General features: G+C 53.9%; 17 protein-coding genes. 3 read left to right on the top strand and 14 right to left on the bottom strand.

The window, feature by feature from the left end; translation table 11 throughout:
* Positions 1–59 precede the first annotated feature (59 nt).
* Complete coding sequence (locus ACT3TP_RS07630; protein WP_444620178.1) at positions 60–191, top strand: hypothetical protein; 132 nt, start codon at positions 60–62, stop codon at positions 189–191.
* Here ACT3TP_RS07630 and ACT3TP_RS07635 read toward each other — a convergent pair.
* The 7 genes from ACT3TP_RS07635 to ACT3TP_RS07665 form a co-directional block, all read right to left on the bottom strand.
* Entirely contained in the window at positions 188–1,198 is a 1,011-nt protein-coding gene (locus ACT3TP_RS07635) for a hypothetical protein (RefSeq protein ID WP_444620180.1), read from the bottom strand. The two genes, ACT3TP_RS07630 and ACT3TP_RS07635, sit on opposite strands and share 4 nt — an antisense overlap.
* Positions 1,199–1,821: 623 nt before the next feature.
* Positions 1,822–3,327 (bottom strand): glutamate--tRNA ligase, encoded by a 1,506-nt coding sequence (gltX, locus tag ACT3TP_RS07640; RefSeq protein WP_444620182.1) that lies wholly within the window; start codon positions 3,325–3,327, stop codon positions 1,822–1,824.
* A gap of 121 nt (positions 3,328–3,448) precedes the next feature.
* Positions 3,449–4,213 (bottom strand): fumarylacetoacetate hydrolase family protein, encoded by a 765-nt coding sequence (locus ACT3TP_RS07645; protein ID WP_444620184.1) that lies wholly within the window; start codon positions 4,211–4,213, stop codon positions 3,449–3,451.
* A 145-nt stretch (positions 4,214–4,358) separates the two neighbouring features.
* Positions 4,359–6,611: a hypothetical protein gene (locus ACT3TP_RS07650; protein ID WP_444620186.1), complete on the bottom strand. Its 2,253-nt coding sequence runs from the start codon at positions 6,609–6,611 to the stop codon at positions 4,359–4,361.
* 229 nt (positions 6,612–6,840) lie between these two features.
* Positions 6,841–7,926 (bottom strand): UDP-glucose 4-epimerase GalE, encoded by a 1,086-nt coding sequence (gene galE, locus ACT3TP_RS07655; RefSeq protein ID WP_444620188.1) that lies wholly within the window; start codon positions 7,924–7,926, stop codon positions 6,841–6,843.
* A gap of 85 nt (positions 7,927–8,011) precedes the next feature.
* Entirely contained in the window at positions 8,012–9,106 is a 1,095-nt protein-coding gene (locus ACT3TP_RS07660) for a branched-chain amino acid aminotransferase (RefSeq protein WP_444620190.1), read from the bottom strand.
* A 118-nt stretch (positions 9,107–9,224) separates the two neighbouring features.
* On the bottom strand, positions 9,225–10,283 hold the full coding sequence (locus ACT3TP_RS07665) for a 3-isopropylmalate dehydrogenase (RefSeq protein ID WP_444620192.1): 1,059 nt from the start codon (positions 10,281–10,283) through the stop codon (positions 9,225–9,227).
* A gap of 161 nt (positions 10,284–10,444) precedes the next feature.
* Here ACT3TP_RS07665 and ACT3TP_RS07670 point away from each other — a divergent pair, with 161 nt between their 5' ends.
* Positions 10,445–11,656 (top strand): sensor histidine kinase, encoded by a 1,212-nt coding sequence (locus ACT3TP_RS07670; RefSeq protein ID WP_444620194.1) that lies wholly within the window; start codon positions 10,445–10,447, stop codon positions 11,654–11,656.
* Positions 11,657–11,661: 5 nt separating this feature from the next.
* Entirely contained in the window at positions 11,662–12,351 is a 690-nt protein-coding gene (locus ACT3TP_RS07675; protein ID WP_444620196.1) for a response regulator, read from the top strand.
* 68 nt (positions 12,352–12,419) lie between these two features.
* Here the strand turns inward: ACT3TP_RS07675 and metG are convergent, their stop codons facing one another.
* The 7 genes from metG to ACT3TP_RS07710 form a co-directional block, all read right to left on the bottom strand.
* Positions 12,420–13,970, bottom strand: a complete 1,551-nt coding sequence (metG, locus tag ACT3TP_RS07680; RefSeq protein ID WP_444620198.1) for a methionine--tRNA ligase — start codon at positions 13,968–13,970, stop codon at positions 12,420–12,422.
* A gap of 57 nt (positions 13,971–14,027) precedes the next feature.
* Positions 14,028–15,032, bottom strand: a complete 1,005-nt coding sequence (locus tag ACT3TP_RS07685; RefSeq protein WP_444620200.1) for an NYN domain-containing protein — start codon at positions 15,030–15,032, stop codon at positions 14,028–14,030.
* Positions 15,033–15,155: 123 nt separating this feature from the next.
* Entirely contained in the window at positions 15,156–16,340 is a 1,185-nt protein-coding gene (wecB, locus tag ACT3TP_RS07690) for a non-hydrolyzing UDP-N-acetylglucosamine 2-epimerase (RefSeq protein ID WP_444620202.1), read from the bottom strand.
* Between the two features lie 30 nt (positions 16,341–16,370).
* Positions 16,371–17,603 (bottom strand): UDP-N-acetyl-D-mannosamine dehydrogenase, encoded by a 1,233-nt coding sequence (wecC, locus tag ACT3TP_RS07695; protein WP_444620204.1) that lies wholly within the window; start codon positions 17,601–17,603, stop codon positions 16,371–16,373.
* 131 nt (positions 17,604–17,734) lie between these two features.
* Positions 17,735–19,465: a glycosyltransferase family 4 protein gene (locus ACT3TP_RS07700; RefSeq protein WP_444620206.1), complete on the bottom strand. Its 1,731-nt coding sequence runs from the start codon at positions 19,463–19,465 to the stop codon at positions 17,735–17,737.
* A gap of 24 nt (positions 19,466–19,489) precedes the next feature.
* Complete coding sequence (locus ACT3TP_RS07705; RefSeq protein ID WP_444620208.1) at positions 19,490–20,665, bottom strand: glycosyltransferase family 4 protein; 1,176 nt, start codon at positions 20,663–20,665, stop codon at positions 19,490–19,492.
* Positions 20,666–20,714: 49 nt separating this feature from the next.
* On the bottom strand, positions 20,715–22,628 hold the full coding sequence (locus ACT3TP_RS07710; protein ID WP_444620210.1) for a glycosyltransferase family protein: 1,914 nt from the start codon (positions 22,626–22,628) through the stop codon (positions 20,715–20,717).
* Positions 22,629–22,664: the final 36 nt, after the last annotated feature.

The following is a 22,664-nucleotide window of genomic DNA, read 5'->3' on the forward strand; positions in this document are numbered from 1 at the left end:
CTCACAATTAGCTGGCGTATTGATGAACCTTGACCGGCTTCTCCACCAGGAGTTGCAGCGTGAGGCACGAAGTAGACGAAAACGGCGCGCAGGTCCACAACGACATTGCCCCGTTCATGCCGACCGGCACCTGCGCGATCTGCGCCGGCGTCGATCAGGAAAACATGGCACCTGAAGATAGGGAAACCTAGAGCGAGCGGAGATCAGTCAAGGCAGTCTCCGCATCTGCAATAGCTTCAATCACAATCTCTTTATCCTCAGCTTCACGCAAGGATACGGAAATGCGGGCGAAGGTATCAGCAGCGTTCAATAGTTTCTCTCGTCGGCTCATACTGCCATCACTACCCGGCAGGCTGAGACGCGCTACTTCTGGGTGCGCGTCCCAGCGAGGGGCAGACCCAACAAGCTCAGCCAGCACGCCCTCGAAAAGGTCGCGGGGCGGAACAACATGCCTCTCACCCCAATCACCGGTAATAAACGTGACATCGTCACGCCCACGGGCAGACTTCTGAAAATGGGCGTAATGGTGCCGCTTATAAATCGGGTCTTTCAAGTTCTGCATATAGAACACGCGATTGCCTTGCGGCGTGGCGTAAACCTTCGACATGTCGTAGGGCAGTTCGCGAATTTTCTCAGTGACATTGCGTCCGGGGAAAGCAACCGGAACATACCTGCCGGTGTGCTTCGGTTCGTTCAGGAGGCTCACGCGAGGATTCATAACCATCACCGCAGACCCAGAGAACTGCGCGCTGTAATTCAGCGCCGCAAAACCACCAGCAGACGAACCGAAGAACAACAAATGCTCCCCGCTGCCCTCGCTCATGGCCTTGGAAATTATCTTTGGGAGAACCTCATGCGAAGGAATCTCGGCGGTCCCCAAGTGCCAGAAAGTCGTCAAAGCCTCGTCTCCACCAGAAGCAGGATCGGCAAAAGACAAGAAGTTCACGTTGAGACGTTCAGCAACTGGGCGACTAGAGAATATCGGGTATTTCACGAAAGAAGGACTGATAGCTGCAGTGAAAGTAATAAAAGTGACCGGTGCGCCACGGTCTTCATAAAAGAAATCAAACAAGCGACCGCCGAAACGAACCGTGTTTAGCCCCTCCAAAATAGGGGCGCCCAAAAATTCTTCGAATTCCTCGTATTCATGCACACCAAGATCCGAGAATTTCGTGGTGTCTCTCTCACGTTTATACACCGATCAATCCTAACACTTCTAATTCCATGCAGGAAGAAATGATGCCTAGATGCGGTTTCGGAAGACCTAGAAGTAGCCGGAGCTATTTGTTTCCAACTCATAATTCTTTCATGGCCAGAGGTGCTCCTTCAGGCGGTAACTGAGCATAGTTTCGAGCATAGATTTTCTGATTACTTTCGGAAAATACGTATATTCAATTGTGGGAACACCTCGGAATCATGCGGTTCTCAACGTGGGCGTGCGTGATCGAAATGCTCAGAACCCAACTCATAAGCCTCTGGCCCAAAAACGAAAATCGTCATCGCGGTGCTTCTCTTGTCCCGCGAGTTCGAAAGACTGGTTCAAGCGCTGTTGGCACTGTCCCAAGAGTGTGAGTTCTCCGAACATGCACTTCTTGCATGTGCCCGCCTGATTAATGGGAAAGCCCTCGGCACAATACCGAAGGACAACGGGGTGACGTTTTGCAGTTTTCGACGCACACCGCGATCGATGCCTCAATGGAAGCCGTGTGCAAACCCACCAAAGTATCATCAATATCAAAGAGAACGCCTTCGATACGTCCATCCGACAGGACGGGGATATCGAAGGCGTTCTTCAGTTAACTCTTTTCAGGTTATGGCCTGCTAGCGGGATTCACCGAACATGCGAAGACGGTTCAGGCTGGATTCCCGGCCCAGAATTTCCATTGACTCGAACAGCGGTGGCGAAACGCGCTTTCCTGAGACAGCCACACGTGCCGGCCCGAAAGCCTGGCGTGGCTTCAATTCAAGCTCGTCAATCAGCTTCGCACGCAGCGCTTCCTGAATGGCTTCGGCGTTCCAGGTTTGGACGCCCTCCAATGCCTGAATGCTCGCTTCAACGACCTCGACAAGATTCGCTGGCATTCCCTTCAGAGCCTTGTCGTCAATCACGATCTGGTCATCGGTTTTGAAGAGGAATTCCATCATCTCTGCAGCTTCGCCCAATAGCCCAATGCGTTCCTGGACCAACGGTGCTGCCGCATCAAGGACTTCGTTTTCACGCGCGGTCAGTTCGGCTCCAACTAGCTCGGCAGCCTGCAGGTACGGAACTAGCCGGTCACGGAAGTCCTGTGGCGCGAGCAGGCGTACGTGGGTGCCGTTGATGGCTTCGGCCTTTTTCAGGTCGAAACGTGCGGGATTCGAAAGCACGTCCTTGACATCAAAGGCTTCGATTAGCTGTTCACGAGTGAAGATATCTTCATCTGCACTCAGCGACCAGCCCAAAAGCGAGAGGTAATTCAGCAATCCTTCGGGAATGAAGCCGCGGTCGCGGTGCAAGAACAAGCTCGACTCAGGGTCTCGCTTGGAGAGCTTCTTATTGCCCTGGCCCATCACGTAGGGAAGGTGGCCGAACAGCGGCATGTACTGAGCCACCTTGATGTCGATCAAGGCGCGGTAGAGCACGATCTGGCGAGGAGTGGAAGAGAGCAGGTCTTCACCACGCAGCACGTGAGTAATGCCCATCAAGGCATCGTCCACGGGATTCACCAGGGTGTACAACGGCTGGCCATTTGCCCGAACCACCACGAAGTCTGGAATAGTGCCCGGCTTGAAGGTGATTTCGCCGCGGACCAGGTCGGTGAAGGTGAGGTCTTCTTCCGGCATGCGAATGCGCAGCACCGGTTCGCGGCCCTCGGACTTGAACGCGGCAATTTGCTCGTCGCTCAGGTCGCGGTCAAAGTTGTCATATCCCAGTTTTGGGTCGCGGCCTGCCGCCTTGTGGCGTGCTTCGACTTCTTCCGGGGTGGAGTAGGACTCATAGACGTGCCCGGCAGCGCGAAGCTTTGCAATGACGTCCTGGTAGATGTCGCCGCGCTGGGACTGGCGGTAAGGCTCATGCGGGCCCCCGACATTGACGCCTTCATCCCAGTCGATGCCCAGCCACGCCAGGGCGTCCAGCAGCTGGTTGTAGCTTTCTTCGGAGTCGCGCTTCGCATCCGTATCTTCGATACGGAAAATCATCTTGCCCCCGGTGTGGCGTGCGTAAGCCCAGTTGAACAAGGCGGTACGGATCAGGCCAACATGTGGGGTGCCCGTAGGCGATGGGCAGAAACGAACGCGAACCGGGGTTTCGTCGGTCACGGTAGGAATCAGCGATAGATCAGTCATGGTGTTTTCATTCTAGTCTCGTTGCAAGGCAAGAAGCACAATAGCGCGCTGGTCTTCGCATCACATTGGGATGCGAAGACCAACGCGCTATGGTCAAACCGGCCTTGCCGGTCCCATTGGCCTAGCGGCGGAAGACGCTACGCAGCGTTCCGATACCTTCAACTTCAATCTCGACGTTATCGCCTTCAGTGACCAGTCCAACACCTGCTGGTGTGCCGGTGAGGATCACGTCTCCGGGTAGCAAAGTGAAGGCTTCGGATGCCCGAGCCACCAGATCATTCACCGACCAGATCATCTCGCTGGTCGATCCGTCTTGGCGGACTTCGCCATTAACGCGGCTGAAGATTCCCACATCATCCGGGTTCTCCAGCTGCGTTTCAATCCAGGGTCCCAGCGGGCAAGCGCCGTCAAAGCCCTTGGCACGCGCCCATTGCGGGTCGGTGCGCTGAGCATCGCGAGCGGTGAGGTCATTAGCCACGGTATATCCGAAGATCACATCAGCTGCCTTTTCGGCAGGGACATCCTTGCAGATACGTCCAATGACCACGGCTAGTTCGCCTTCAAAGGAGACTTCTTCGGAGAACGAAGGAAGTGTCACTGGGTCGCCGTGCCCAACCACCGAAGTATTTGGCTTCAAGAACATCAGCGGTTCGCTAGGAATCTCGTTGCCGAGCTCTTTGGCGTGCTCGCCGTAGGTCCGCCCGAATCCAATGACTTTTGACCGTGGAATGATTGGTGCAACTAGTCGTACGTCGTCTAACTGGTGTGTGGCACCGGTGGTCTTGATGCCCTGGAAAAATGGGTCACCAGCCAAAACATGGACATCGTTTCCGTCAACGACTCCGTACATAGGGTCGCTATCAACTACAAATCTGGCAATGCGCATAGTAATAAGCCTAGGGCATGTTTTCCCCTGAAACGCATGCTGCCGAAAAGCCGGTCTGAAGGTTGGCGTGCGATTTGCTACATCTGGCAAAAGCGATGCGCACAGACTGTAGCGCTCCAGTTTCCGGGAGGCCGGTTATTTGCTGCTAAGGAGCCTTGGAACTGGTGGCCGCGGGCACCTTTGGTGTCGGCGTACCTGTGGATTTCTTCTTTGCAGCAATTGGTTGCAAGTCCAATTCGGCAATTGAAGTTTTCGCAGCGTTCGCAAAGACTCGGCCATCATTTGATGCGGTAAGCCGACTTCCAAACTGATGGGTGAGCTGCGGGCTGCCAATGGTTGCACGAGTCCCGGCCGGGAAATTTATGACAGTTGTTGTCCCAGCTGCGCTGTGAACCGCCTTGCCCTGTTGTTCTAGGACAACCAGGTCCGCGTTTTTCCATCCAGGCCGGTAGCTTGTGTTTTTTGCATTGGTCAGACGATGCTTCCTGAGCAATCTTCCGCTCTCCGGATCCAAAACGTTCACGCCTTCAAGATCAGCCACGAGCAGCCATCCGGCAATGAGCTTTGGCGCGTACAGTGCTCCGCAGTTCGCCCTTGGCCCGACATCCCAGGAGACTTCTTTCGTCGCAATGTGAAGTTTAAACACCCTCGCGATCCCCTCTGTGTCTGGCAGGCCGTATCCGTTTCGTACCGAGGTGCTGCCATAAACATATTCTTCGTCTGCTACCAGGCCGGTGATCGAATGCTCGGTAATAAATCCTTGGCCCTTGCCGTCCAGCACCCAGATGATCTCATCGGTGTGAGGATCAAGCATTCCTAGGGCGCCGCCCGAACGTCCGTACTCTGGAACAGTCCCGAAGAAGACGTTTTTCGAGTTCTTCGCCCAGGCGAAAATTCTGGATTGCTCGTAATTCGTTGCGAGCCGTTCGATTCTCAGATATCCCTCGGCCTTATTTTTGGCTGCACTGTTGATGCGCACGACGTCAGCCGACCCGTACGATCCAACCAGAGTTTTACCGGCATTGAATTCGATCATGCCTTCGATCTGGTTAATCACATTTTGGTCCGCTGGTGATGTCCATCGTTGTCCCGTATCAGGGTTGATCGAGGTTATACCGGCGCCCATATAGCCTCCGACATACACGTTGCCGTCCGAATGCGCCATCAGGGATTGCACCACGAACTCGCCTTTTGCCAGGGCCACGGTATTCACCAATTGCACCGATTGACTCGAAAGTCTTACCACTTCAATCTGCAGGCCCGTTGCATTCGAAGAGACGACAACGATCTGACTTTCGGTGGCATAGATGCTGAGTGCGGCGCTGGCTGAAATATTGCCGACCAGTTGGTCTTCCCAAGAGGAAATGTTGGTCGCAAAGAGTTGACCATTGCTCACGCTGTAGAAATTCTTTGCCTTAGGAGTCACCGCGGAGGCTTTTCGACCTGACCAAACCCGTTCCACCGTTCCATCCCAAGAATTTGTTTCCGGATTGAACAGCAATTGTCCCGATGTAGTATCGACCGAAACGACGATTCTATTGCCAATCGCTTCCAACGATGAGATGAAGCCGGTGGCTTTGGGCTCTGGCAGAGCGATCTCGGTGGTCCTCTTGGGAGAACTCGCGGAGAAACGAAATAATCTTGGATTACGCGAACCTGTGCCTAGCCAGACGACGTCGTTCGCGCCAATGGCCACACGGCGGACATAGTCAGTATCGGCCGCAACCCGCGCAAAGACCTGGACCTTGCGCGTCTTGGGAGTGTAGTTAAAGGCAGCGCCCAGCGGATAAGTTCCGCCCCAAACAGTCCCCTTGGAATCTATTTGCAGATCATAGATCGTGGAGGCATTGGGAACCTCACCCACCACGGTCGTCACCGAAGGGCTTGATGGCTTCCAAACCAAAAGCGAATTGCGCGTTGCTAGATATAGGGTCTTGCTCGCTTTGTGCCATTTCATGGATTGGATTCCACCACTATGGCTGTTGGGAACGTCCACAACGTGCACGGGGGAAGTTCGCCGCGGATCCACTATTTGAAGTTGGTGGGCGGGGCCGACAATCGACACTGCCAACCAGGGAAGCCCGGACTTTTCAATACCGGGCAGCGGTTCCACGCGCCTAATTTTCGTGGCCGGGAAGGCTCCTTCATGATTTTGCAGTGCACCGGTGGTGTTGCGAGTGCGTTTGAGAAGAGTGACAACTGAGGGATCACGATTGCTGAGAGCTGATTCAGGCTGTGGAGTTATCGTCGGAGTGATTGGTTTGGAAGGTGCCGACGATTCGCCAGGTCCAGAGTTCGGAAGTTGATTGTAGACAATTGCCCCTGCGGTGACCGCTCCGAGAGTCAAAACTACTCGTCGGCTGATTCGTTTCGACGAACCCCTATCGTCTTCGGCCACTGACTATCTCCTTACGCGCATGAAATACGCCGGCATAGCGGATAAATGACGCATTCATCGAAGCCTGAGATTTCAGCTACGACACCACGCGGCAAATTGAAAGTTGGATAGTTCGGTTCTCTCTTTCCCTACATCCGGTCCGGCGCACGACCGACCAAGGCATTGACCGAAGTGTGGAGTAATAGACCGGAACCGTCCCAGCCGCCTATGGCGAACGTCCAGCTGCCTGCTACTCCGTGATTGTAGGACTAGATCCACGGATAAAGTCTTGCAGAGATTTAGCATTGACAAGTTGATGGTTGGCTTCCGGAAATCCATCGGGATTATTGGACTGCCAATTCCACATGTCTGCGACCATTTGTTCTAAACCACGTTCGGCTTTCCATCCTAGATCTAGGCGGGCCTTTTCGGGATGTGCATAACTTTCTGCGACGTCGCCTGGACGACGCTCCGTGATTCGATAGGGAACCGGCCGCCCGGAGATTCGAGCGAACGCGTCAATTACTTCCAACACGCTGGAACCAGCACCAGTGCCTAGATTCCAAACATGCACACCTTGAGAATTAGACAGATAGTCGAGTGCGGCCAAATGCCCAGTTGCGAGATCCAATACATGGATATAATCTCGCACTCCAGTACCGTCAGCAGTTAAATAGTCTCCGCCAAAGACTTGCACTTCGGCACGTTTTCCAATAGCTACTTGAGCCACAAAAGGCATCAAGTTGTTTGGAATTCCTTGCGGGTCTTCCCCAATAAGGCCAGATTCGTGTGCACCAACCGGGTTAAAATATCTAAGATTAGCGATATGCCAGCGCGAGTCTGACGCAGCCAGCTCCTCAAGCATCTCCTCGATATGCAGTTTCGTGCGCCCGTATGGATTTGTAGCGTTTCTTAATGTGTTTTCATGCAGTGGTAGATCTGTCGACTCGCCATAGACTGTGGCAGAAGAGCTAAAAACGATGGTTCGACACTCCGCTTTATTCATTGCTTCAAGTAAATTCAGGGTGCCGACGACATTGTTCTTGTAGTACTTAAGCGGCTGAGCTACCGACTCACCGACAGCTTTGAGCCCGGCAAAATGAATGACCGCCTCCGGCTTAATCTCACCGACGGCTTGAGCCAAACTTTCGGCGTCTAATAGGTCGATATGGTATGCATCCAGACTCCGTCCGGCAAGACTAGCCACTCTGCGAAGTGACTCTGGGGACGAATTACTAAAGTTATCAATGACTGATACCTGGTGCCCTTCCTGCAAAAGCAGGAGTACCGTATGGGAGCCAATATATCCAGCACCGCCGGTGACAAGTATGCGCATCTATGATTTCCCCAACGTCAAAAATTAGAATAACCCATGTAAATGGAACTTACATGGGCCATTCTAGCGAATTTTTACTGCACTATTAGGCCAAGCGCTCTAGCCAGCCGTGGCGGTCCTCTACGGTTCCACGCTGGATGCCGAGAAGCTCTTCACGGATCGACATGGTGATTTCACCGGCCGGCGCATTTTCATCACCGATTAGTTCGTCACCATTCTTCAGCACGCCAATTGGAGTGATGACCGCAGCGGTGCCGCAGGCAAAGACCTCAGTGATATCTCCATTAGCAATGCCGTCCCGCCACTCATCCAAAGTGATCTTTCGTTCTTCAACGTCCATGCCGCGATCCTTGGCAAGCTGGATGATCGAGGAACGTGTAACTCCTTCGAGGATGGTGCCGGTCAACGCCGGAGTGACCAGCTTTTTGTCCTTGGTCACGAAGAACACGTTCATTCCGCCGAGCTCTTCCACCGCATTGTCGTTGAAAGAGTCAAGGAAGAGTACTTGCTTGCAGCCGTTTTCTTCTGCTTCGAGCTGAGCCACCAAAGATGCTGCGTAGTTGCCACCGCATTTAGCCGATCCGGTACCACCGCGACCTGCGCGTGCATAGTTCTTGGATACCCAAATGCCCACCGGCTTCAGCTCTCCACCGAAGTAGTTTCCGGCCGGTGAGGCAATCACACGGTAGGACACTTCGCGTGCCGCGCGGACACCCAGAAACGCCTCGGTAGCGATCATGAATGGGCGCAGGTACAGAGCTTCCCCGTCACCGGTTGGAACCCACTCAATGTCGGTAGCAACGATTTTGCGCAGGGACTCAACGAAGACTTCATCATCAAGCTGCGGCAGGGCGAGCCGAGCTGCCGACTTATTCAAGCGAGCAGCGTTTGCATGGGGGCGGAAGGTCCAGACCGAACCGTCTTCGTGACGGTAGGCCTTCAGGCCCTCGAAGATCTCCTGGCCATAGTGCAATACCGAAGCGGCGGGATCCATGGCGATCGGCCCGTACGGCTCAATCCGCGCGTCATGCCACTGGCCCGAGCCGGGCTCGGAGGTGGCGGTCCAGTCAATGACCACGGTGTGGTCGGTGAAGAAGTCTCCGAACCCCGGGTTGGCCAGAACGGCAGCGCGTTCTTCCGCGCTCTTGCGATTCGATGAAAGATTTTCGTTGAATTCCATCTGCCTCAGGACTTCCTTGCTCAATTAACGAATAACGGGTGCCCCACGCCATTGGCGGAACACCCGTCCGTGGATTTGCTTCTCGATTAGCGGATAATCGAGTTACATCGCTTTTAGCTTATGCCAGTAGCGACACGATTGCATCGCCAATTTCACTTGTGGTGCGGTGATCGGTCAATTCTTGGCGTGAAGTGATCTCTTTTTCGACAGCTTGCTCAACGGTAGCCGCTTCGGCAGACATGCCGAGGTGATCCAGCATCAGCGCCACCGACAAAATTGCGGCGGTCGGATCAGCCTTCTGCTGGCCGGCGATGTCGGGAGCAGAGCCGTGGACCGGTTCGAACATGGACGGGTAGGTACGGTCCATGTTGATGTTGCCGCTGGCCGCCAGTCCAATGCCACCGGTGATGGCGCCGGCCTGGTCGGTGAGGATGTCACCAAATAGGTTATCGGTCACTATTACGTCGAATCGGGATGGATCGGTAGTCAAGAAGATGGTCGCCGCATCAACGTGCAGGTAGTCGTGGGTCACCTCTGGGAATTCCGGTGCCACCATCTCTACCGCGCGCCGCCACAAATGTCCGGCATAAACCAACACATTGTGCTTGTGGACCAAGGTCACGTGCTTGCGCTCCCGGGCGGCTGCGCGGGTGAAGGCATCACGAACTACACGCTCAACACCGTAGGCGGTGTTCACTGAAACCTCGGTCGCGATTTCATGCGGGGTCCCGGTACGCACCGAGCCGCCGTTTCCAACGTACGGGCCTTCGGTGCCCTCGCGGACGACTACGAAATTGATGTCACCCGGGTTAGCCAGCGGGCTTTCGATTCCGGCGTAGAGCTTGGCGGGGCGCAGGTTCACGAAATGATCCAACGAGAAGCGCAGCTTCAACAGCAGTTCACGCTCAATGATTCCCGAGGGGATTCTCGTGTCGCCAGGAGCCGCGCCGACCGCGCCAAACAGGATGGCATCATGCTGCTTGATAGCTTCAAGCGTCTCATCCGTCAGGGTCTCCCCCGTTTTGAGCCAGTGTTCCGCACCCAACGTGTATTCCGTGAGATCAACTTGTTGACCTCCACCGTTGGTCACGAACTTCAGGACCTTCACGGCTTCGGCAACCACTTCTGGGCCGATACCGTCGCCTGGAATGACAGCAATATTAATGACGTTTCCCATGTTTTCATCATAACGAAGCAAATCCACCATTTGAGAACCCATCTCAAATACTGAGAATCATTTCTATGTAAGTCATCAGAACATCAAACCGTGGCATGAGGACGGAGCTCTGAACGCTGACTAGACTCGAGTAGTAGAAGTCTTTAGGCACGAGGGAACAGTTGATCTTTAATAACCCACACCGGCGCATCGACCGGTGGATTCGTTCGAATCCAGGCCGGATCGATTTGTTCACCGGCGCTTTTTATACTTTGATGTGCACAGGGGTCGCGCTTGCCATGGGCGCCGGGGACGGCATGGGTTTCGCCCTTAGTTTATTTGCCGTCGCCATTTTGCAATCGGCCCCATTGATGGTTCGCCGCCGCTATCCATGGGGCGTCACGATTGTTGTAGCCTGCGCTCACCTCATGCAGCTGTTCTTCCAAGGATTCTTCCTTCCCTCGCAGCTATCGGTTCCCTTGCTGATTTACACCATGGCCGTCTACGGGAAGCGGTGGCAATCCTTCGCTACCTTGGGCGTGGGGTTGCTCGGTGCGATTCTTGCAACCTTTAACATCTTTGGCCCGGGATCCTACGGTCAAGCCGCCTTATCCTTTGACATGATCATCTCCTTTGTGGGCTTATCGCTGGTGGTAACGCTGGCCTGGACTTTTGGTGATCTCGCCCGAAGCCGGCGGCAAACCCTGAACGCCTTGCGCGCGCATGCACAACGCTTGGAAAACGAACGGTTGATTGAACGTGAGCTGGCAGCCTCGGATGAACGCAACCATATCGCCAGAGAAATGCATGACATCGTGGCCCACTCGCTCTCGGTGATTATTACCCAGGCAGATGGTGCACGCTACGCGGCCGCACAGGACCCAAATATTGCGGTTGAAACCTTGAAGACGGTTTCTGACGCGGGGCGCTCCTCACTGCGCGAAATGCGACGCTTATTGGGCGTGCTGCGCACAGATGAAGAGGTTGATCACCGCCCGTTGCCAACACTGGACAACATTCCAGAGTTGGTTGAAACTGCTCTGAGGTCCGGACTGGAAGTTTATTTTCAAGTCAAAGGATCGCCGCGTCGCCAGTTGCCAACCGGAGCGGAGCTGACCGCGTACCGCTGCGTGCAGGAAGCGCTGACAAATGTCATGAAACACGCGGGCCCAAGGTCAACCACGAACGTGACCCTGAGCTGGACTAATCGAGGTATCGAAATAAGCGTCATCGATGACGGCCGGGGCGCAGGAAGCTTGGGTATCGCTGGCACCGGCCAAGGTCTGCGCGGATTGCACGAACGAGTCTCCCTATACGATGGAACCAGCACCGCTGCTCCGCATCCTGGCGGAGGTTTTGCCGTCTCTGTGTTCATCCCCTACTCCGAGGACTAAATAGAATGACCACCAGTGAGCCAATTACAGTCGCCTTGGTCGATGACCAGCTTCTGGTTCGTAGCGGTTTCCGAATGCTCATCAACTCCCAACCGGATATGAATGTTGTCGCCGAGGCTTCCAACGGACGCGAGGCGTTGGCCTCTCCCTCATTGGCCTCTGCAGATGTCATATTGATGGACGTCCGCATGCCGGAAATGGATGGAATCGAAACGACCGAACGGCTATTGGCTACTAGGGATCAATCCAAGCCCGCGCCGCGCATCATCGTGCTGACCACTTTTGATATGGACGAGTATGCGTTCAGCGCCATTCAGGCTGGAGCGAGCGGTTTCCTGCTCAAGGATGCCCCTCCCGAAGAACTGCTGGAATCGGTGCGTACAGTAAACCGCGGGGATGCCGTGATTGCGCCTTCGACGACAAGAAGACTTCTGGACCATATGGCCCCGCTGCTAAAACGCTCATCGCAAACCAACGATACGTTGGTATCCGCAGTAGAATCCTTGACGCCTCGTGAACGCGAAGTCTTTGGACACATCGCCTTGGGGCGTTCGAATCCAGAGATCGCGAGAGATCTGTTTCTATCCGAAGCCACGGTAAAAACTCACGTGGGACACATTCTTGCCAAGCTCGGTGCCCGTGACCGGGTCCAGGCCGTAGTGATTGCCTACCAGACCGGTGTAGTCAGCGCCTAGCGCTTACCGATTAAACAAAGGGCTCCAAGCCGGGGTTGAACCAAGCTTGGAGCTCTAAGTTTTCAGACTTACTTTTCTTCTTCGTACCGCGGGAAAACCGGAGCCGGCGCTGGCAATTCGGTTCCCGGCACCAGAACGGTGTCAAAGTTCTCGAAGTTGCGTGCGGTCCCCTGTCCAACAGCGAGCAGGTCGAGCATGCCGGTCATGGTCTGCGGGAGGACCGGTTGCAGGAGCATTGCGACCTTGCGAACAATTTCAATGGTCACGTAGAGAACCGTTTCCATGCGTGCTGGATCGGTTTTCTTCAGCTTCCATGGTTCCTGCTCGGCGAAGTACGCATTGGTGTCTCCCAAGACGTGCCAGACGGCTTCCAAAGCCCGACTGAAGTCTTGGCGGTCATATGCTTCCTGATTGATTTCCAAAAGCTTTGAGGCGGCAGCCAGTATCTGCTCATCGGCTTCCAGCAACTGCCCGGGTGCCGGCACGACGCCCCCGCAGTTCTTGGCCACCATGGAAAGCGATCGCTGCGCTAGGTTTCCAAAGTTATTGGCGAGATCGCCATTAATGCGCGCAACAATGGTGTCATGGTTGTAGCTACCATCAGCGCCAAAGGTCACCTCGCGAAGGAAGAAGTAGCGCACCTGGTCGAGTCCATACCGCGCCACAAAATCATCGGGTGACACGGTATTGCCCAAAGACTTGGACATCTTCACACCGTTATTGTGCAGGAAGCCATGAATCATCACGCGCTTGGGCACCGGCAGCTTTGCCGACATGAGGAAGGCCGGCCAGTAGATGGCATGGAACCGGGAAATGTCCTTGCCGATAACGTGTACGTCTGCGGGCCAGTACTTCTGGAAGGACGCAGATTCCACGTCGGGGAAGCCGGCACCGGTCAAGTAGTTCGTCAGGGCATCGACCCATACGTACATGACATGCTTCTCGTTGTCTGGAACCGGGATTCCCCAGTCGAAGGTTGTGCGCGAAATCGAAAGGTCAGTCAGCCCGCCTTCAACGAAACGAACAACTTCGTTGAACCGTGATCGCGGGGCACCGAATTCAGCATTCTCTTCGTAGTGAGCCAGCAGCTTGTCCTGGTACTTGGACAGTCGGAAGAAATAGGATTCTTCCTCGGTCCAAGTTACCTCGGTGTCGGTTTCGGTCGTGTACCGGATACCGTCTTCGCGAACTTCGGTCTGTTCTTCGGTGTAGAAGGCTTCGTCACGAACGGAGTACCAGCCGGCGTACTTGTCCAGATAAATATCGTCGTTGGCTTCCATCCGGCGCCACAGCTCCTGCGCCGCGGCATGGTGGTCCGCGTCCGTGGTCCGGATGAAACGGTCGTAGCTCGTGCCCAATTCATCATTCATCGACTGGAACGCATCCGAGTTGCGCTGCGCCAGCTGCGCTGGGGTGATGCCCTCTTTCTCAGCAGTCTGCATCATCTTCTGACCATGTTCGTCCGTGCCGGTCAGGAAGAAGACGTCATACCCGTCGAGCCGTTTGAAACGCGCCATGGCATCCGTTGCGACAACCTCGTAGGCATGCCCAATATGAGGGGTGCCATTCGGGTAGGAGATAGCTGTGGTGATGTAAAAGGGTTTCTGCTGAGAAGTCACGATACAAATTTACCTTAGTCAGTGCTGGAAGCTGGATTCTTCGAGGCGATCATCGCGTCACATGATCTGATCCAGATAGTCCCAAAAAGCGCCACGAAGGGTACGACGGATGGTTTGTTGATCCGTTTTCCATTCCCCGAGCACCTGGGCACAGTCCTTAAGCAAGGTTCGGTCGATTTCTGGCGGCAGCTGTGGTTTGTCCGCGACCAGTTCAACAACCTCTGTTTGGGTAGTGCTGGCAAGCCAGGACTGAGCTACCTTGGCCCCAATTTCTTCAGCCGCGGTCAGCTCCTTTTGTTCGTAGGCAGCATGGCCATGGAACCCAGAACGTTCACTATCTGAAGAGTAGACGACTTCCGCTTGAGCCGTTGGCTCGGCGCTGCGCAGAACTTGGGCCTTTTGCGCCAATAAGGCGGGAGTTGGGATTCCAGGTTTTGCTACCGCCGAGGGCTTCGCCGTTGGAGCACCTGCCACCAATGCGGTTTTATCACAATGATCTTTATCCCAGTCAATGATTCGAGTGAATGAACTATCAATAATGGAATCGGGCATCACCTCAATAGCATCGGCCGTCAGAGCTAAGTGTTCGGCAACCGAGGCTACTCCCAAACGGCTCTGGTCCTTTTGCAAACCAAGCAATACTACCTTCATGCCCAAGTCCTGGGCTTCTTCTACTGCTTCGGCCAGGTCGTCATCTCCGGAAACGAGATAAGCAACGGACGCCGATCCATGTCGTGCTACGCCAACCAAATCCAAGGCCAGCCGGAGATCAACGCCCTTTTGCTCGCCATTATAGGAAATGCGACCTAACCGGACTTTTACACCTGGAATCAGGCCAATACGCTTATGCTGTTCGGTAAATAGACCGTCCTTGGAAGCGTCATACCAGTAGACCCGGAGGTTATTCAGTCCCGTATTCTTCTTGACAGTCTGGACTATTCCACGAACTAACGACTCATAATGCGTGGTAAAGGCCGAACGGAGAGTCGTTCCAGCAACCCTATGCCCGCCTAAAGACAATAAAAACCCGGCATCAACAAATATTGCAGTTTGATTCATCATACTTTTGATACTAGTCAGTACAGAGCGAAGAATCCTGCACCATAAGAGCTACGCCAGATATTGGTTCGTTTTAAAAGCGTGAGGGACCAGAACAGAATGTTCTAGTCCCTCCCGATAGACATGCTAGATGCTTGTTGCTCGCATCATGTCATCCGCATCGGATAGACGCGAATCAAATTCTTCAATTCGATTCCCCACACCAAGCAGCTCCGCAATGGCAGCTACAGTGCGTTCAGAAGCTCTTCCGTCGCCGTAAGGATTAACCGCGTTGGCCATATCCTCATATGCGGCCGAATCATTCAACAACTCCGAAACCGAATCGAAAATCCGCTGTTCGTCAGTTCCGATGAGTCGAACGGTACCAGCCGTCACTGCTTCCGGACGCTCGGTATTCAAGCGCATTACCAACACTGGCTTACCCAGGCTTGGCGCTTCTTCCTGCACTCCACCGGAGTCAGTCAGGACAACTGTTGAGGCATCGATGATTCGAGTGAACTCGCCATAAGCCAGTGGCTCCGTCAACGTAATGTTCGGAATACCATCGATTTCCGGAAGCAGAGCCTCACGTACCGCAGGATTGCGGTGCAGTGGAAGGATAAACTGAATATCGGGCTCTGCTGCGGACAAGCGCGCAATCGCTCGGCCAATTCCACGCATCGGCTCGCCTTGGTTCTCGCGACGATGAGTCGTCACCAAAACAATTCGCTTGCCGGAGTTCACGATTTCTTCAAGTTGTGGATCCGTGAAGGGGATCTTCTTTTCAACCACGGTCAGCAGCGCATCGATAACGCTGTTACCAGTGATGACGATGTCCTTGCTGTTGAAGGTCTCGCGCTCGAGGTTACGCTTGCTCAGCGAGGTTGGCGCCAAGTGAAGGCTGGCAATCTGGCTGGTGAGCTTGCGATTGGCTTCCTCAGGGAATGGCGAGAAAAGGTCGTAACTACGCAGACCAGCCTCGGCGTGTACCACTGGAATTCCACGGTAGAAGGCTGCGATAGCTCCTGCGGTAGAAGTGGTGGTGTCACCCTGGACGACTACGGCATCCGGCTGTTCTTTTTCAAATATTTCATCCAGACCAGCAATGGTCTTAGTCAGCAAACCGTTGAGGGTCTGTCGCGGCTGAATTACGTCAAGGTCATAGTCCGGCTTGATGCCAAACAATTCGTTGACCTGATCCAGCATCTCGCGGTGCTGTCCGGTAACAACAACTACGCAGTCGAAACCTTCGGCCTCTTTCAAGGCCTTAACGATCGGAGCAACCTTGATGGCCTCGGGACGAGTGCCATAGATCGGCATGATCTTCTTCATGGGGAATCTACCTTGTCAGAAGTGGGGAATTTAGCGCCAGAGACCGCGGGTGTCAATGACATCCTTGCCTGCAAGCGCAGTGGCGGGAACCGATTTAAACTGATCGTGATCCACCAACAGGGTCACAACCTCTGCGGCTTCCAGCGCCTCATCCAGTGGAGTCAGGGTGAGGTTCGCAATGCCGTCAAGTTTCTTGGGCAGTGCATCAACGTGTGGTTCGACAGCCAAGAACTCGACGGTTGGATTCTCGACGGCCAGTTTGCGAGCGATTTCAATGGATGGCGATTCACGCATGTCATCGATGTTCGCCTTGAAGGCAAGCCCTAATACAGCAACCTTGCCATTAAACGCTGGCGACTTGGTGGCCTGAACAACCTTGTCGATGACCCAGTTTGGCTTGGAGTCGTTGGTTTCGCGAGCCATCCGGATGAGCTTGGACTCTTCCGGAGCGGCGGAAACAATGAACCATGGATCCACCGCAATGCAGTGACCGCCTACGCCTGGACCAGGCTGAAGGATGTTTACACGCGGATGACGGTTCGCCAAAGAAATGAGCTCCCAGACATCGATCCCGATCTTGTCAGAGATCACCGAAAGCTCATTGGCGAAGGCAATATTCACGTCGCGGAACGAGTTCTCAACCAGCTTCGCCATCTCGGCGGTTTTGGCATCGGTAGTCAAAATCGCAGCCTGGCAGAATACCTCGTAGAGAGCCTTGGCCTTATCGGCAGCTTCCGGGGTAATGCCGCCAACAATGCGGTCGTTGGTCACAAGCTCTTCCATGACATAACCCGGCAAAACGCGCTCTGGGCAGTGCGCCACGAGCAGGCTATCGGCGTTCAAGTCTGGGCGCTTGGCCAACAGGTAGTCAGCCATGTGCTGAGTTGCCCCTGGAGGCGAGGTGGATTCGAGGATGACCAGTTCGCCACCTTTGAGGTTCGGTGCGATACCTTCTGCTGCGGCTTCGATGTACGAAAGATCTGCGGTGTAGTCATCGTTGAACGGAGTTGGCACGGCAACGATATATGCTTCGGCGGCAGGAGTCTCGAAGCTGGCGCTGAGCGTTCCTGCGGCAACAGCGGCAGCAACGAATTCGCCCAGCGCTGGTTCAACGAACGGAACTTCGCCCTTGTTGACGGCCTCCACGGTCCGGGGAGTAACATCTACACCCTTGACGGTGATTCCTTTCGATGCGAGGATCGCGGCGGTTGGCAGGCCGATATATCCCAAACCGATGACGGCGACTTCTTTAATGCTATTCACTAAAGTGACTTTCCTTCTGGTGCGAGTGTCATTCCCAAAACTGGGCGTTCAGGCTGATCTTATAACGCTTTGATTACAAGGCGAGCCTTGTAAACCATATCGCAAGAGTGCAACTGTCGTCAGCTTTCATGTCAGAATGCTTTACTTATTACTTGCTGGTAAATCTCGGCCAGCCTCTTGGCATTTTTATTCCAAGTTCTGGTTTTTAGAACGAATTTCCGACCTGACCTGCCCATGAGCTCAGCTTTCGTTGGTTCATGAATCAAAGATTCAATGGAATTCGCCCAAGCATTTACGTCACCAGCTGGTACAAGGTGACCGGTTTCACCGTGATTTACAAGCTCGCGCAATGCGGGCAAATCAGAGGCAATGACCGGGACACGAGATGCTAGTGCTTCAACTGGCTTGAGCGGAGTCACCGCACGAGTAACCGACGAGTCGACGCGAGGAACTACAAATACATTCAGGGACGCGTGGTAGAGATGCGCTTTTTCACGCGGAACCCGCCCCGGAAATTCACAATATTCGGAGATTCCGAGCTCGTCCGCAAGTCGAATGAGATTTTCTCTCTCAGTGCCATCTCCAACAATGAGGACTCTAAGTGTCTCTGCAACGGGCATAATTTTCGCGACGGCGCGAAGTAGCGTGTTTAATCCTTCGTAGGGCACCAAGCTGCTCACGGTACCGACATAAAATGCCTGAACATCCAACCCAAGCTCTTCACGAGCAACAGACCGCGACACGGGTTTGTTGAGGAACTCTTCGCCAATGCCGTTGGGAAGAATCTCGATGTTTTCTGGTTTTACATCAGCCGCTGTGAGATTTTCTTTCATCTCTGCACCGAGTGTGATCACATGGTCAGCGTTCTTGGCGACAAATGCTTCGCGTTCTCTGAAGAGCTTGTAGCGCTCAGAATTTATCGCAGATTCTGGACGGGTCGATAGCCAAGTGTCAGCCAGCTGCCCGCGGACTTCATATACCCATGGAATGCCGGTCGCCTCGGAGACCGCTTTTACCGCGAGAGCATTTGAAAAGTCGGTGGTGGTGTGGAGAATTTGGGGGCGGTCACGAACGACTTTTGCCAGCAGCTCTTCGGCCTGCTGCTGGATTCGACCCGATAGATCATATTTTGCTCCGGCTGGAATCAACCGCTCGTATTCGACGGCTCCGACCCGATCCGTTTTATTAGCATTGAATATGCCAATGTTTAACGGATAATTCACTCGAGTGCAGGCTCTCACACTCCAGCCTTCGGCGGCCAGTGCCGACAAAGTGGACTGAGTACGTTGGGCATAACCACTGCCAGTGTGAGGCAGCGAATTGGTCGCTAGGAAGACTACGGATTTTGATGTTCCACTCTTGGAATCAGCAAACGGAGTCGCCGGGAGTTTCGGCTCTGCGCCAAGGTAGACCTGGTATTCAGAAACGTAGTGACGTTTTTGGCGGTTAGGCTTAATTTGATCCAGCAAAGCAATCGCTTCGCTCATATTGCCTAAGCCCCATTGCAGCCGTGCTCGTGCTCTTATCGCATTTGGGGATGAGTTCGCTTCAGCCAACAAGTTAGACGCCATCTGCCATTCCCCGCTAGCGATACAAAGATTCGCAAGAAAAATCGCGCCACGATGTGAGCTGGATTTCTCCAACCAGCGACGACAGGATTCCTGTAATTGAACGCTATCGTCGCGAATCATCGCCGACATGGCATTAGCTAGGGTTGCATTCTTCCCAAGTGAAAGCACTTTACCGAGAACCTTCACAGGAGCTTGATTCTTGAACTTTCTGGCTACTTGAAGCGCAAAATAGCTCGGGTCGTCAGCCACATTTGAGAGGGCCAATCGACCGGTATTCTTAATATTTGCCATCGTCTGAGAATTCAAAATAGTTTCCTAGTTCTTGCCGAATCTCGTGACAGTTTCGCTGAGCAACTTGGCATAAACTTTGGCTGCGTCGCGCAATGACGCGTTTTTCCGCACCCAGAGTGAACCATGATTGTGGGTTTTCAGCATGTCCGGATTTTCTGCCAAGTGCTTCAGATATTGCGTTAGTTCATCAAGACTCTGGCCGACAACATGCCCGGAATTGGCAGCGGTGATGATCCCAGCGGCTTCGCCGCGCACTAGGCCTGTAATATGGCGGTCGAGATATAGTAACTCGTAGAGCTTCGAAGGTACGGTGTGATCGAAGCTTGGCCAGTCGGGTCGTAGCGAAACGACGCATGTATCCGCCCAGGCGTAATTTTCCAGAACGAGATCTCCATAGACCGACTCACGAAAGTCAACGTCTGCATCGAGCTCAGCGGCCAGTTCAATCAAGCGCCGTTTCTCGGTACCATTGCCTACTATCCTCAGCGAAATCTTATTGTCGAGAATTTTGGCCGCGTGAATAAGTGTGTCTAAACCTTGGCTCCGACCAATATTTCCGAGATAAAGCACGCGCAACACCTCAGTTCGAGGCTCATTGCTTATAACGACTTCAGGGCGTTCAACTTCAACTCCGTTGGAAATCGTAGCTACGTTGCGCACCCCGTTCAACCGCATCTTTACTGCGAGGCCGCGTGTCACGGTCACCAGCAGGTCGCTTCGTTTCACCAGATACGACAGCGCATGAGAAACAACTGGCTCCAGCCAACGCCACTTCAAGACTTGGGATTCTCGTAAAAGGTCTGGCCATGCGTCTCGCAGGTCAACGACAAACGGTACGCCGCGGATTTTACTGACTACGTACCCGACAATCAGCGTCGGTAATGCCGGCACAGTCGCAACAACTACATCCGGACGGCTTTCTTTCAACGCTGCGGGAACGCTCAACACCGCGTCCGCACCATGTTTGAGGACTTTTCCAACCATGGATTTGGATTTATGCAATGAACGATAACGTTTGATGTGGATGCGTTCATTATCGTGAAGCGACTGGGAAGTTTGAGCTGTGATGCCCCGTGGTTGGGGAGCAACAACAGTAAATTCATGTCCTAATTTAGTTAATTCATCGGCAATGACGGACCAACGGCGTTGCGGAGGTGAGATTTCTGGAGAAAACGAATGAGTCAGCAACATGATCTTCATCTACTGCTCACCCCTTTGCCTTCGTATACAAACTCGCACCCAATCAATCTTAGAAGAAAAGATGCGTGTCATTTCGTCCAAACCATTGAATACTACCAGTAGCGGTTAGTTCAGCGTCGCTGAGTCCCCAAGTATGAGCTTTTCCGTCGCCGCTACGCATCTGCATGAAGTTAAAACGATCACTTGAATAGACGCTTCCGCCAGCATCTATGACATCACGCAGGAATTGGGTATCTTCCCCCCTGCTTCGTGACGCAAAGGGCGTGTTCTTGAATACCGAAGCATGCCCGAGCATGGTCGGTCCCATCACCAGGTTCGTAAACCGGTGCTCCCGATGAGCAAATCGCAACAGAGTTGCGTCCGAATCTGCAAGGTACATGAAATGGGCTTGCTTCCCAACGATCGAAGCTCCGCTATATCGCAGGGCTGCAACTTGATCGAAGAGGTAGTTTGCTCCGTAGAGATCGTCGTCGTCCATTTTCGTGATGAAATCGCCGGTCGCCTCAGCAACTGCTGCGTTGAGGCAATCGCCCAGGGACAGTTCCGCTGACAACTCGAGAATCTTGTAGTCAGCGAGGTTCGCCTCGACGGCTTTGGCTTCAAAAGCCTTACGATCAACGGCAAACCCATGTGTGACAAGAACAAGCTCGGTATCGACATTGAGCTGTGATCCGACGGAAGAAATGATGTGGTCGATTTGGTGCGGGCGGATCGTCGAAACCACTGCACTCACCTTGGGCCGTGACGCCATAGATCGGGCCGAGGGCTCAACCTGCGACAGTCCAACAAACGACTCTACTCGACGCGCTCGGTGGGCATAGGTGTGCTCTCTCCAGATACGCCGTTGCCCCGAATGCACCATTCGATCGCGGAGCTCTGGGCTCTGCACGATGCTGCGGATTGCGTTTGCTGCTTCTTCACGCGTCGAAACTTCTAATACCTCGGATGGGTCAAAGAAATTTCCTATAGCGGCGCTTGGTGCCGAAACTACCGCGCTACCGGCCGCAGTGATCTCGAAAATGCGGCGTGCGCACATGCTCGGAGAGTCGACGACTGAATTTACGTTGAGGAATACATTGTAGAACTTATTGGCGGCAAGCATCTGGTCATAGTCCAAGGACCCAACCACATGTTCGGCGTAAGGAGCCGGGAACTGGTAATTTTCGTCTCCCCCGTGCTGGCGTGAGAATATATCGAGTCCGTGCGGTAGCTTATCGGCTATATCTGTTGCTCCCCCGAGGACGATTTCCATCTGCTCGCGACGTTCTGGGAACTTATGGGCGAAATACATACCGGCAAAAGCTACATCACGACGTTCCTGGCTCAGCGGACGCACCGGGTTGTGAAATACCGGCTGCGCAGCGAAACTCAGCGATGCGATCCGTTCATGGCCTAATTCACGCTGGTAGTCCGCGATTTTGCGTTCATCCGAGGTGAATACAAAATCAAATAGCCGTGCGCATTCTAGGAAGTCTTCGAAGTGAGGGGGGTCTTCTTTGTTCCAGAAGACTGCCGGAATGGCTTTCTCTTTGAATGCATTGACCATATCGACCAAGGCAGGTCTTGGAGCACTCGTACCTGTTAGGTGATATTGCCATGCTCTGCCGTTTCCTGCCCACGCGGACTCGACGAAGAGCAAATCAAAATCTGTTGCTTCAAGATGCTCGCGCCAGTCATCTGGGGTGATAAAGGTGCAGTCCCACTCTGGACCCCAAGCCCTCGCGCTAAAGTCATCAAGGATGACTGCAACTTTTAGTGCGTCTTCGGAGCCCTGAGCAGGTTCGGAAGCTACCGTTGGCAGCTGAAGCCCGAGTGTCATTTCGATGTCAGTTTGGAAGCTGCGATTAAAACCGCCGGCGCGAGATTCGTAGTTGCTACGACGGTACCATTCTTGGACTTGTCGCGGGCCACCTTGCCGAAGGTGCCACAGCGCTTTTCGAAACTCGCCTAGTGCAATTTTCACTTCTCAACTCACTCTAAAATATTCGCAGGCAGGAAT

The sequence above is a fragment of the Glutamicibacter sp. AOP38-B1-38 genome, from assembly GCF_052377485.1.
Classification (GTDB): Bacteria; Actinomycetota; Actinomycetes; order Actinomycetales; family Micrococcaceae; genus Glutamicibacter.